Source organism: Lactobacillus sp. ESL0681, from assembly GCF_029392835.1.
GTDB lineage: Bacteria > Bacillota > Bacilli > Lactobacillales > Lactobacillaceae > Lactobacillus.
The window spans coordinates 445,478-458,146 of the sequence record NZ_CP113943.1 but is presented as its reverse complement, the minus strand read 5'-3'; the positions used below and the strand labels follow the sequence as shown (position 1 = coordinate 458,146).

At 36.1% G+C, this 12,669-nt stretch carries 13 protein-coding genes, 1 pseudogene and 1 other annotated feature (1 of these 15 running past the window's edge); of the genes and pseudogenes, 12 read left to right on the top strand and 2 right to left on the bottom strand.

Features of this window, described 5'->3' with window-relative positions; all coding sequences use genetic code 11:
* Positions 1 to 4: 4 nt before the first annotated feature.
* The 7 genes from OZX59_RS02320 to OZX59_RS02290 all read left to right on the top strand — a co-directional run bounded on the left by OZX59_RS02320 (position 5) and on the right by OZX59_RS02290 (position 5,271).
* On the top strand, positions 5 to 484 hold the full coding sequence (locus OZX59_RS02320) for a nitroreductase family protein (protein ID WP_277126533.1): 480 nt from the start codon (positions 5 to 7) through the stop codon (positions 482 to 484).
* Between the two features lie 127 nt (positions 485 to 611).
* The gene (gene dhaK / locus OZX59_RS02315) at positions 612 to 1,607 is read left to right on the top strand and encodes a dihydroxyacetone kinase subunit DhaK (protein WP_277126532.1); all 996 of its coding nucleotides are present in this window, start codon (positions 612 to 614) and stop codon (positions 1,605 to 1,607) included.
* A 16-nt stretch (positions 1,608 to 1,623) separates the two neighbouring features.
* Positions 1,624 to 2,208 carry a dihydroxyacetone kinase subunit DhaL gene (gene dhaL / locus OZX59_RS02310; RefSeq protein ID WP_277126531.1) on the top strand — a complete coding sequence of 195 codons (585 nt, stop codon included), beginning with the start codon at positions 1,624 to 1,626 and terminating at the stop codon, positions 2,206 to 2,208.
* Positions 2,205 to 2,576, top strand: a complete 372-nt coding sequence (gene dhaM / locus OZX59_RS02305; protein WP_277126530.1) for a dihydroxyacetone kinase phosphoryl donor subunit DhaM — start codon at positions 2,205 to 2,207, stop codon at positions 2,574 to 2,576. Before dhaL ends, dhaM begins: the two co-directional genes overlap by 4 nt.
* A gap of 36 nt (positions 2,577 to 2,612) precedes the next feature.
* Complete coding sequence (locus OZX59_RS02300; RefSeq protein ID WP_277126529.1) at positions 2,613 to 3,332, top strand: MIP/aquaporin family protein; 720 nt, start codon at positions 2,613 to 2,615, stop codon at positions 3,330 to 3,332.
* Between the two features lie 107 nt (positions 3,333 to 3,439).
* Positions 3,440 to 4,084, top strand: coding sequence for a copper homeostasis protein CutC (locus OZX59_RS02295; protein WP_277126528.1), 645 nt, complete (start codon positions 3,440 to 3,442; stop codon positions 4,082 to 4,084).
* Between the two features lie 233 nt (positions 4,085 to 4,317).
* On the top strand, positions 4,318 to 5,271 hold the full coding sequence (locus OZX59_RS02290) for an NAD-dependent epimerase/dehydratase family protein (RefSeq protein ID WP_277126527.1): 954 nt from the start codon (positions 4,318 to 4,320) through the stop codon (positions 5,269 to 5,271).
* Here the strand turns inward: OZX59_RS02290 and OZX59_RS02285 are convergent.
* Both OZX59_RS02285 and OZX59_RS02280 read right to left on the bottom strand, forming a co-directional pair.
* The gene (locus OZX59_RS02285) at positions 5,261 to 6,151 is read right to left on the bottom strand and encodes a MurR/RpiR family transcriptional regulator (protein WP_277126526.1); all 891 of its coding nucleotides are present in this window, start codon (positions 6,149 to 6,151) and stop codon (positions 5,261 to 5,263) included. The genes OZX59_RS02290 and OZX59_RS02285 overlap by 11 nt on opposite strands.
* 166 nt (positions 6,152 to 6,317) lie before the next feature.
* On the bottom strand, positions 6,318 to 7,208 hold the full coding sequence (locus tag OZX59_RS02280; protein ID WP_277126525.1) for a LysR family transcriptional regulator: 891 nt from the start codon (positions 7,206 to 7,208) through the stop codon (positions 6,318 to 6,320).
* Between the two features lie 209 nt (positions 7,209 to 7,417).
* On the opposite strand from OZX59_RS02280, the gene OZX59_RS02275 reads away from it, so the two are divergent.
* The 5 genes and pseudogenes from OZX59_RS02275 to OZX59_RS02255 all read left to right on the top strand — a co-directional run bounded on the left by OZX59_RS02275 (position 7,418) and on the right by OZX59_RS02255 (position 12,451).
* Entirely contained in the window at positions 7,418 to 9,214 is a 1,797-nt protein-coding gene (locus OZX59_RS02275; RefSeq protein ID WP_277126524.1) for an FAD-binding protein, read from the top strand.
* A complete protein-coding gene (locus tag OZX59_RS02270; protein ID WP_277126523.1) occupies positions 9,211 to 9,672 on the top strand; it encodes an FAD-binding protein in 462 nt (153 codons plus the stop codon). Before OZX59_RS02275 ends, OZX59_RS02270 begins: the two co-directional genes overlap by 4 nt.
* A 21-nt stretch (positions 9,673 to 9,693) precedes the next feature.
* A pseudogene (locus OZX59_RS02265) lies at positions 9,694 to 10,605 on the top strand (FAD-binding protein); the annotation flags it as partial.
* Between the two features lie 63 nt (positions 10,606 to 10,668).
* Positions 10,669 to 11,046: an FMN-binding protein gene (locus tag OZX59_RS02260; protein ID WP_277126975.1), complete on the top strand. Its 378-nt coding sequence runs from the start codon at positions 10,669 to 10,671 to the stop codon at positions 11,044 to 11,046.
* The gene (locus OZX59_RS02255; protein WP_277126522.1) at positions 11,036 to 12,451 is read left to right on the top strand and encodes a DASS family sodium-coupled anion symporter; all 1,416 of its coding nucleotides are present in this window, start codon (positions 11,036 to 11,038) and stop codon (positions 12,449 to 12,451) included. Before OZX59_RS02260 ends, OZX59_RS02255 begins: the two co-directional genes overlap by 11 nt.
* Before the next feature lie 66 nt (positions 12,452 to 12,517).
* Positions 12,518 to 12,669, top strand: a binding site (T-box leader) (it continues 99 nt past the right edge of the window).

Here is a 12,669-nt window from a genome sequence, read left to right as displayed (position 1 = left end):
CTAAATGACCAATCCAATTTTGAAAAGAGTCGCAGTCAGAAAATATACTTCTGAAAAAGTTGATTCAGAGGCAGTAGATCGCATGATTGCTGCTTTCCAGGCTGCACCTTGTGGGATGCACGAAACTGATGTTATGCAATTGACCGTGGTTGAGGATGACCAATTATTGCAGCAGATAGAGCGGGCAACAGATAATGCTTGCTATGATGCACCATTGTTGTTTGTTATTAATGTTAAAAAAGATCGCCGCTTCGGACAACGTGATGCTTCGTGTGCAGCTGAAAACATTATGATTGAAGCTACTAGTTTAGATTTAGGGTCCATATATACTATGAGTGGTGCCACAGGTCTTAATGCTGTTCCTGAATTACAAGAACAGATAAGTTCTCCTGGCTATGAAACTTGTGTGATTGTGGCAGTCGGACATTCTGCTGAATTTCCAACTGAAGATCGCAGTCATCGCTATCATGTAATTCGTAAATAGACTAAAACTGATTAAAAGTCGTAGAGAAAATCTGCGGCTTTTCTTTTTGATAGCTTATGAAAACGCTTTTTGGTATAATGACTTTAGAATAAACAGTTAGTTTTAATGATTGGAAGAGAAATAAGCAATGAAAAAAATTATTAATGATCCGGTTAATGTTGTTAGCGAAATGGTTGCTGGAATGGTGCGATCATATCCGCAATATTTGACTAAAATTCCAGAAACTAATGCTGTAATGCGAGCAGATCGGAATTCCTTGGCGGGTAAAGTAGGAATTGTTAGCGGTGGTGGTTCTGGTCATGAACCGACACATGCGGGTTTTGTCGGGCAAGGTATGCTAAGTGCAGCGGTGTGCGGTGAAGTATTTACTTCACCAACTCCAGATCAGATTTATGCTGCCATCAAAGTAGTTGATCAAGGGCAAGGCGTTTTTTTAGTAGTTAAAAACTATTCTGGCGATGTGATGAACTTTGATATGGCTAAGGATTTAGCGCAAATGGATGGCATCAAGGTTAAGTCAATTGTAGTTGACGATGATATTGCAGTTGAAAACAGTACTTTTACTCAAGGAAGACGTGGGGTTGCTGGAACAGTCTTTATGCATAAAGTTTTGGGTGCTGCTGCGCAATCTGGTGCTAGTCTTGATGAAGTTGCCACTTTAGCTCAGAAAGTTTTGCCTTGCATTAAGACAATTGCGGTAGCATTGTCTGCAGCAACTAATCCAGAAACTGGTAAGCCAGGATTTGTTCTTTCAGATGATGAGATTGAATTTGGCGTTGGTATTCATTCTGAACCTGGTTATCGCAGGGAAACTATCAAACCTGCTAAAGAACTGGTTGCGGAATTAGTTAAGCAATTGGATAAGCAAATGCAATTATCGGCACAGAAAAAATATGCAGTTTTAGTTAATGGTATGGGAGCAACACCCTTAATGGAGCAATATATTTTTAGTAATGATTTATTGGATAAGTTGCAAGAGTACCAAGTTAAACCTGTATTTATGAAAATTGGTAACTATATGACCTCTCTTGATATGGCAGGAATTTCGTTAACCTTGTTTGAATTGCAAGACGAGCAATGGTTGGATTATTTACAAGCACCTACAGAAACTATTGCTTGGTAATCAGAAAGGAAAAAATATGACACTGATAGTTGATACTTTAACGCAGTGGATGAATAATTTTACGGCCAAAATTGAGCTTAACCAACAATTATTGAGTGATCTAGATACGCCAATCGGCGATGGTGATCATGGCTTCAATATGAATCGTGGTATGCAGGCAGTTACCCAAAAGTTAACTGAAAAACCAGCTAGCTTGACGGCTGCCTTGAAACAAGTTGCAATGACTTTAATCTCTACCGTTGGTGGTGCCTCTGGCCCATTGTATGGCACGGCTTTTTTGGAAATGGCAAAAAAGAGTGATACAACTAATGACTTGGGTGAGTTATTGGAAGCTGGACTAGCTGGTCTTGAAAAGCGTGGTGGTGCTAAACCAGGAGACAAGACAATGGTTGATGTCTGGGCGGCTCTAGTTCCCGCAGTAAAGTCTCATGATCTTACTGAAGATAAAATTACAGCTGCTGTTGAGGCAACTAAGGACTTAGTTGCTAAGAAAGGTCGCGCATCCTACTTAGGAGAACGTTCTAAGGGGCATGTTGATCCAGGGTCACAATCAAGTGGATATTTATTTGAAGCATTATTAGAAACGAAAGGGTTGTTATGAGTTTAGGAATTACGTTAGTATCACATGTTCCTGAAATTGCAACTGGGCTAAATCAATTATTAGTTCAGGTGGCTAGTGATGTGCCAATTACCATTGCTGCAGGTACACAAGAAAATGATATTGGCACTAACATGGAAAAAATTTTGACAGCTTTTAAAGAAAATCAGGCTGATGAAATTTTAGCTTTTTATGATTTAGGTAGCGCTAAGATGAATTTAGACATGGCAGTAGAATTAACTGATAAAGTAGTTCATCTTTATAATTCTGCCTTTATTGAGGGTGCATATACTGCTGCTAGTTTAATTCAAGCAGGAGTTGGTTTGACAGAAATTGAAAACCAATTGCAACCATTAAAAGTTAAAGATTAAAATTTGTTCATTAACTTAACATAAGGAGAAACAAAAATGCATGATAGCTTAACAATGCAGATGGTCGGCGAGTTTTTGGGTACAATTATTTTGATTTTATTGGGTGATGGTGTCTGTGCTGGCGTTAATCTGAAGAAATCTAAGGCTAGCGGTGCTGATTGGGTAGTAATTGCATTAGGTTGGGGTTTTGCTGTAACCTTTGGCGTATATTGTGTCAGTTGGTTAAGTCCAGGACACTTTAATCCTGCTGTTACTCTTGGTATGGCAATTGCTGGTAAATTGCCATGGTCTTCTGTCTTACCATATTTTGCATCTCAGATTGCAGGTGCGTTTGTTGGTGGGATTTTGGTTTGGTTAACTTATTATCCGCATTGGCAAGAAACTACAGATTCAGATACAATTTTGTCGGTTTTTGCAACTGAACCAGCTATTAGAAATTATTTTTGGAACTTTTTTACAGAATTAATGGGTACTTTTGTGCTAGTCTATGGTTTACTTGCTTTTACTAAAGGAGACTTTACAGCAGGGCTTAATCCATTAATTGCTGGTTTGTTAATCACTGCAATTGGTTTATCATTAGGTGGTCCAACTGGATATGCAATTAATCCAGCCCGTGATTTTGGACCAAGATTAGCGCATCAATTATTGCCGATCGCTAATAAAGGTGGTTCTGATTGGGCATATAGTTGGGTACCAATTTTAGGCCCGCTTGCTGGCGGAAGTTTAGCAGCGTTACTCTTTAATGTGTTAATATAAAGAAAAAGTCCGATCTTTTAAATAAAGATAGGACTTTTTACGTTTGGCAAGTAACATGTTATGCTAGTATTTTAGTAATAAAGATTAATAGGAGCCATTTAATAAGCATGATTAAAGAAGTTTGTGTAGAAAACTTTACTGATATTCCGCGCATGATTGCTGCAGGAGCTGACCGAATTGAATTAAATAATAATCTGGCTGTAGGTGGTACAACCCCTTCATTTGGTGTATTGCAACAAGCGGTTTTGTACGCCCATAATTTTAATATTCCAGTGGTAGTGATGATCAGACCACGTGGTGGTGATTTCAATTATAACGAGCATGAGATTGCGATGATGGTAACTGATATTCAACTAGCAGCCTTGATTGGGGCAGACGCGGTTACTTTTGGCTGTTTAAATGCAGAAAAAACAATCGCTAAACCGATTATGAAACGCATGATTGAGTTGGCACGAACCTCAGGTCTGGAAGTAGTAATGCATATGGCTTTTGATGAGATTCCAGAGAATTTACAAGAGCAGTCACTAAATTGGCTTGCTGACCAGGGAGTTAAACGAATATTAACTCATGGTGGTAGGTTGAATATACCCATTACTGTTACTGTTGCTCATTTACATGAAATTATTACTTGGGCAACCGAAAAAATTGAAATTTTACCTGGTGGGGGCATTACTAGCACTAATGCGCAAGAAATAGCAGCTACACTTAAAGTTGAGCAACTTCATGGCAGTAAAATTGTCTTGCCCAAATAAAATTAAGTAATTAAAATCTAAAAATTATTAAAGTCCTATGATTTGTTGTTAATCATAGGACTTTTTTGGTCTAAAATTGCGCAGATTTTCAATACCTCCTTGATTTGTAAAAAAAATTTACATTTTTTAATAAAAAACAACAGTTTTATCTGAAAAGTATTTCAATATATGTCCATCATATTGCCAATACCCAATAAACATATAAACTAATATAAAAAAGGAGGAAATGTTTTATGAAGGTTGTAGTTATTGGTGGTAGTGGCCATATTGGTTCGTATTTAATTCCAAAGCTGGTTAAAAAAGGCTTTGAAGTTATTTCAGTAAGTCGAGGTTCACATAAGCCATATTATCAGGATCCTGTTTGGAATCATATTGAACAAATTTTTATGGATAGAAGTAAAGATATTAATTTTAATGAAAAAATCGCCAAACTAAATGCAGATATTGTCATTGATTTGATTTGTTTTGATCTCAATGATATGAAAAAAATAGTCAGAGAACTTAAGAAAACAAGCTTAAAACTTTATTTATTTTGTTCATCTATTTGGTCATATGGTAGAGCAGAAATTTTACCAGTTACTCCTAATAGCGGTAAAAGTCCAATTGATGAATATGGTAAACAAAAATATGAGTGTGAAAATTTTTTAAAACAAGAAATAAAAGATAATAATTTTCCAGCTACAATTATTATGCCTGGTCAGATTTCTGGACCAGGATGGTCGATTATTAATCCACAAGGTAACCTAGATGATACCCTTTTTCAAAAGATTGCAGATGGTTCGGAAATTTATTTGCCAAATTTTGGAATGGAAACATTACATCATGTACATGCTTCTGACGTTGCACAATTATTTGTTGATGCAATTATGCATCGTAATATGGCTATTGGCGAAAGTTTTCATGCTGTTTCAACTGAATCGATTACATTATATGGATATGCTAAATTTGTTTATCGATATTTTGATAAGCAATCTAAGATTAATTTTTTACCTTGGGACCAATGGACTAAATTAATTAATGATTCTGATAAAGTAGAGAAAACGTACCTCCATATCGCACGTAGTGGACAATATAGTATCAAAAATGCTAGAGAACTGCTTGATTATACACCAGAATTTTCTGTATTAGATACTATTAAATTAAGTATCCAAAGTTATTTAGATAGGGGTGTGATAGTTATAAGGTAAAGTTATTATCATCATTCAAAATAGTATTATCAAGTCTTCTTTTTTCAGTTAATTTTGATAAGTTTACTTTAGTGGCAAAATTGTTCTGATAGTCTAATGAAAAGTACGTTGAATACAGAATATCTAGTATAAAAGATGCTGATTCCAAAGAAGAGAATCCGGCAATTTTAGTATATGAATTTTCTCTTGTAGTTATATGTAAAGTGATATCAGCCAATTTCTCAAGTCGATTATTGCCAATACTGGTTATTGCAATTACCGGTACTTGTTTTTGAGATAAAAGTTTAGCAATGTGTAATAATTCTGGTGATTCTCCTGAATAGGATAGAATTATGGCGCAGTCGTTATTAGAAGATAGTAATGCTTCTTGATACATTGTATTCTGAATGGGATAAGTTGATGCATTTTTGTTAATGTGTCTCAACTTATAAACAAATTCTTCACCTAAAAAGACGATATTAGCCAATGCGAAAAACTTGATATTTGTTTTTGCTTGCATAATTTTGATAGCTTTTTTAATCTGTTCTTGTTGCAATAAACTCAATGTATCCAATAGACTTTCATTCTTTGTTTGAAATATCTTAGAAGCAATATCGTGAATTGAGTCAGTTGCTGAAAAAGGTTGGTTTGCGTTAATATTTTTAAAGTTTTTTTGTAAGTATTTAACTTCGTTCAAGAAAGCTTGCTTCATTTGAGTCCATCCTTTAAAACCAAGCTTGTGGGCAATTCTTATTAGGGTAGAAGCAGACGTGTAAGTTTGATGAGCAATATCATTTATAGAATATGATTCAATGGCTTCTTGTTTATTTAGGATGAAATCGATAATAGTTTTTTCTGACTGTGAAAAGGAAATACTTTTCATTTTTTCTTGTAAAAGCATGTTTGAAACCTCTGATATAATTATGGCTAAAATAGCTATACTTTGCATATTATAAAGAGCTCAATGAGTAGTAGATTATAATTGTTAAATTGATTATTTGAATTAATCAACTGTTATTACAGTTTATGATAAATAGATCATAGCTAATACTTAACTGTTAAAAGTATCAGATATTTTTTGGTTTGAAATTGCGCAGAATTTCAATGCCTTCGCGTTGGTATTTATTAGGGATAAAGCTCTTGCGCATCGCAATTTGCATATAAGCCCATTGCTTTTGTCCTGGTTTAAGACGAACTACATGGATTCCTTGGACATCTTGCAAACTACTCTCCATTGCTAAACTAATTCCAACATTACGTTTGACTAAATCAAACATTAGCTTCATGGTGGTTGCTGTGTAGGTGATTTGTGGAGTAAAGTCACCTAGCTTACCGATCTGTTCTAAGCATTCTCTAGTTAAAAAACCACGCGACCTTGCGATAAAATTTCTTTCTCTTAATTCGGCTGCGCTTACTTCATGAGCATTAATTAATGGATCATTCATTCCGGTAATAATTACCAATTCGGTTTTTTGTAAATTATGAATGAAATATTCTGGATCGTTAATTGGCACCATCCAAGAATAGATAGCAACATCAACTTGTCCCTCAGTTAAATCACCAAACGCATCAGCGGACCTCTCAACATTGGTATTCAGTAAATGAGTTAGATTAGCCTGATAAAATTCTTGGATAATGTCTGGTATATAAATACTACCTGCCTCTCCTGAAAAAGCTAGGCGAATTTTTTTGTCACTAGCATGTTTAACGTCGTAATCAATACTAGCGATGTCTTGCAATAATATTTTTGCTTTCTGGTAAAGTAGTTCACCCGCATTAGTTAAACTTAGTTTACTTTTGCGGTTTTTTTGCATAATAAGTGGATCTGCGAATTTGGTTGCTAGTCTTTTAACAGCCATTGATATAGTTGGCTGGGTAACATCAAAAAACTCTGCAGTTGAAGTATAGTTACCAATTTCAATCAATTTACAGAAATATAGTAAGTCTTTTTCATTCATAGCTGAACCTCGAAATAATAAAAATTATTTATAAGTGAATACTTCTCCATTATATAAAAACAGCTAAATAATAGCAAAAATTGTTTATATATCAAGCCTAAAGGTTAATTAGTGGAGCAATTTTCAAGACTAAAATAAATTAGATTTATATTTATGGAAGCGATATATTCTTTTTGGTAAGAATTATAAAAGAAAGTTGAGGTAAAAAATTGCTTTACGATTCAACGCTCAAATGGGACGCCATATACGATGTAGTGGTCATTGGTTTTGGCGGAGCAGGAGCAGGAGCTGCTAGGTTTGCGGCTGATAAAAATGCTAAAGTTTTGTTGATTGATGCGGCGCCAGAAGGACAAGAGGGGGGCAATACTCGTTATGCAGGCGGTGCTTTTGCCTGGAGTGATAATTTTGACGATTTACGTGAATATTACAAACAGACGTATTATCCGTTTAAATATGATCCAAAGGCTTTGGATACATTTGTCGATAATGTTTTGCAAATGAAGGAATATTCTCAGAAATACTTTGGGATTACGGCACAATATACTGGAAGACGGCCAAAAGGCGAATATCCTGAATATCAACATGCAGATACAATGAGGTCGCAGACTATGACCAAAGGAATGTATAATGGCGGTTTTTGGAAATTATTGCGACAAAAAGTTTATGAACGCTTAGATAAAATTGATATTTGGTTTTCTAGTCCAGCGGAACATTTAATTCAAGATCCCGAGAGTAAGACTGTTCTAGGTGTCCAAATTAAGCATCAGGGTCAAATTAGGAATGTTGCCGCTAGAAATGGCATTGTTATGTCGTGTGGTGGTTTTGAGAATAATCCGGATATGGTCCAAACATTTTTAGGTCAAGGTTCACTTGCCCCAATTGGTACTTTGTACAACCAAGGTAAAGGAATAGATTTAGCAGTTGAGGTTGGTGCTAGATTATGGCATATGGCAAATTATGATTCACATGGCTTTTCACTAAATGAAGGTAAATCGCGTGAAAAGTTTGCCTATATGATCAATTGGTCGAGTCTATTTAACGGAAGTATTTTTGTTGCAGGGGATGATGGAACGCGCTATTACCGTGAAGACGAGGAAGATCGGCATGGCTATAAATATAATCATGGAAATTGGATTATGCAACCAAATCAAAATCATCCTCATATTGTAATGGACCAAAAGCAATATAATCAATTGGCACATGATCAAACGGATAAGTCCGAGCAAATTAAAGAACTTATTTCTTATGCAATTAAGGCAGATTCGCTTCCTGAATTAGCAGCTAAAATTGCTGCTCCTAAATTAGTCCAAGCAGTTGAAGATTTTAACTATCTGACTGATGTGAAAAAGCGTGATTTGATATTAAATCGTGAGTTAAAAACTATGCGTTCATTTGCTGCTGGTCCTTACTATGCAATCCCAATTCGTCACAATATTTTGCATACTCATGGCGGCGGTCGTCGTAATGAAAAGTGTGAAGTGCTTGATTTAGAGAATAATGTCATTCCGCATCTGTATGAAGCAGGTGAATTAGGCGACATATTTGCTAGTAAATATGTTGGAGCTAATAGTATTGCTGATTTGCTTATTTCTGGCAAAATTGCTGGCGAAAATGCGGCTTGGTCTAAGCGAAAGGTAATGGACTTCGATGTTATTAGTGGAGCATCTCAAAAAGCTGAGTTAAAAACTGATGCTCATAATTCGTTAACCGATTTTGTAGCAGGTGCTAACCAGGGTATAGGCATTAGTGAAAATGGGATTAATGATGTTCCAATTGTTGTACGAGTTACAGTTACTGGATCAAAAATTGTTAAGATTGAAACTCTTCAGCAAAAAGAAACGCCGAATTTGGGTGGTAAGGCTATGCCAATTTTGACCAAAAGGATGCTTGAAGAACAATCACCAGAAGTAGATGCAGTTAGTGGTGCTAGTACAACGAGTGCAGCTTTTATGCAAGCAGTGCAGCAAGCCTTAGCAAATATTAAAAAAGACGGGAGTAAAAAATGAAGGTAGCTAAAGATATGCGTTGGTGTGCCGAATATGATGTCATCGTTTTAGGCTTTGGTGGAGCAGGAGCTACAGCTGCAAGATTTGCAGCCGATAACGGTGCGCAAGTTCTAATAGTAGACGCTGCACCGCATGGTCATGAAGGAGGCAATACTCGATATTCTGCACAACATGTTGCAATGGCTCATGATAAAAAGCAAATTACTGAATATTATCAGCAGTTAGCGGCTCCTTTTCAGGTTGATGAAAACCTCTTATCTACTTATTTAGATGGTTTTGTAGAAATGCCCAAATATTTTGAAAAGTATTTTGGCCTGAAGCCCTTTATATGGTCGCGTGATTATCAGCCGGAAGATCATTTGGCAAATAAGCAAAAATTATGTGAATATCCTGAATATCAAGGATCGACTACTTTTGATTTTGCATTAGTACATAATCGTGACTTTGATGCCAGTTAGTGGCGTGTATTACGTGAAGAAGTTTTAAAGCGTAAAGAAAAGATCGATGTTTGGCTGAACTCCCGCGCTAAACACTTGCTACAAAATGAAAATGGTGAAGTAGTAGGTGTAAAAATTGAACGTAATCATAAAGAATATTTTGTACACGCAGCTAAAGGAATTGTTTTAGCGACCGGTGGTTTTGAAAATAATCATAGGATGCAACAAGATTATTTGCATGTTGATCATTTAACGCCGTTGGGTACCTTGTATAACAAAGGTGATGGCATCAATATGGCTGCTGAAGTTGGCGCACAGATGTGGCATCTGTCTAATTATGAGTCCTTAGGAATCGTTCCTGGCTATGTAATTGCTGAAGGTTCAAATCAGCGTGGTCATCAGATCAGTGGTTGGAAAAATATTAAATCTGGCTCAATCTTTGCGGTTGCTAATGATGGAACCCGCTTTATGCGCGAAGATGCTCAATTTCGGCATGGTCATATCTATCAACATGGTGATTACATATTACCGCATGCATATGATAACGCTTGGCTAGTATTTGATCAGAAACAATATGAAAAATTTGTACAAGAACAACGTGAAGGTAAATTAAAATATCAAAATTTATTTTCCAAAATAATTAGTGGTCAAACTGTTAGTCAATTAGCTGAGCAAATGTCAATTCCAAGTCAAAACCTCCTAGAAACGATTAAGAACTTTAATGATTACGCTCGTTTCGGTAAAGACTCTGAATTTGGCCGTTCTCCAGCTAGCCTTGAAGAGTTTGACTCATCTAATTCAATTTACGGTATAAAATTAACGCCAGCAGTGTTAAATACGCAAGGTGGGCCACAACGAGATGATCAAGCAAGAGTTTTAGATACTAATGGTCAACCAATTGCTAGATTATACAGTGCTGGTGAATTAGGTGGAATATGTTCCAATCGTTATCAAGGTGGCGGCAATTTAGCAGAGTGTCTAATTTTTGGTAAGATAGCCGGCGAAAATGTTGTAAAAATGCCAGCTAAAAAGAGTAGTGGTATTGCTAATCAGCTGCCACGCATTAATGATTTATTGTCTGGAGATGATGAACAAATATACTTAGCCAAAAATCAGTATTTGGGCTCTTCTGAAAAGGGGATTGGTGGCAAGATTCTAGTTCGGGTAACTTACCAAGATGGAATAATTAAAAATGTAGAAGTTATTGAAAATCATGAAACTGAAGGAATTGGTGCAGTGGCAATTAAGCAAATTCCGCAAGAGATTGTCAAACATAATTCTACAAAAGTTGATGCTATTTCTGGAGCTTCGACAACAACTAATGCAATACAAGAAGCTGTAAATTCAGCAATTCAAAAAGCTAAAAACTTGGAAGGGAGAAAAAATGTTAGATAAATTTGAATGGAAAAAGTGGATTTGGCCACTTGGAATTGGCATTGTTTTGTGGCTATTAATGCCGTTAAAGCCGAATGCGATCAATGTTACTGCTTGGCACCTATTTGCGATATTTATTGCAACAATTATCGCATGCGTTACTAAGCCACTACCAATGATGGCTACAACTATCATTGCAGTGGTAATTGCCACAATGACAGGAATTTTTAAGATGGATGAGGTTGCTGCAGGTTTTGGTAATTCAACCGCTTGGATGGTTGCCATGTGCATGTTCATTGCTGCTGGTTTTATCAAATCAGGTCTTGGGAAGCGGATTGCTTACTTTTTTGTTAAAATTTTTGGTAAAAAAACTCTAGGATTGGCTTACGCGTTATCTTTTGTTGAAACTATTTTAGCAATCGGGATTCCCAGTAATAATGCACGAGTCAATGGAATTATGTATCCGATTATTGATAACCTTTCAAAAGAAATGGGTTCAGATCCAGAAAAGGGAACTCAAAGAAATATGGGCTCTTTTCTAGTATTTAATGAATATGAAATTAACATTGTTACTTCGACGATGTTTTTGACAGGTTTAGCTGGTAATATGGTGGCTTTAGGAATTGCTAAAACCCAAAATATTTCAATTTCATGGATGCAGTGGTTCGCTGCCGCCATCGTGCCAGGACTAATTTCTTTACTTGTCGTGCCGTTCATTTTATACAAAATTTACCCGCCTAAAGTTAAAGAAACACCTAATGCTCATGCTTGGGCAGACAATAAATTAACAGAGCTAGGAAAAATGACTGCTGCAGAAAAAATTATGGCAATTATTTTTGTGTTGGCTGTCGTTTTATGGTTAATTGGCTCTAAATTTGGAATTGATGCAACCGAAGTTAGTTTTATTGCAGTAGCTTTACTTCTAATTACAGGAGTAATTAATGTTAAAGATATGCTAGGCCAGAGTTTTGCTTGGAATATTTTGACTTGGTTATCAATTATTATGTTAATGTCACAGAAGTTGATGACGCTTGGATTCTTTCCGTGGTTTTCGAAAACTTTAGGTAGCACGCTTCAGGGTATGAATTGGGTACTAGTTTTAGTGATTTTATACCTTGCTTACTTTTATTTACACTATTTATTCCCGAGTGTTTCTACGCAAATTTCCGCCTTATATGCCGGATTTCTATCAATTGCAATTGGTGCGGGAGTACCGCCAGTTATGGCTGCTTTAATGTTGGCCTTTGATGGTTCACTATATTTATCGACGTCTAGTTATTCTGCCGGACCAGCTGCCTTACTTTCATCAACTGGTTATGTTTCTAATAAGGATTGGTGGAAGCTAAGCGCAATTATTGGGTTGGTACTAAATGTAATTTGGCTTGGAGGAGGATTACTCTGGACCAAAGTAATCGGCATGTGGTAAATACGATTTTTTCACAAAAATCGCTTGACAAAAAATAAGTTAATAATTAGAATACTTTTAATATCTAAAAAAGCAATGAAAAGAAAAGTATGCTTGCACAAAGTTGTACAGGGACTTCCGGTGATTGAGATGGAAGCACAAGTGTCAGCAGAAAATCCCTTGGAGCTATTTGGTGAATTTAAGTAACCAATATTGGTAACGCCCATTATCGCGTTAGC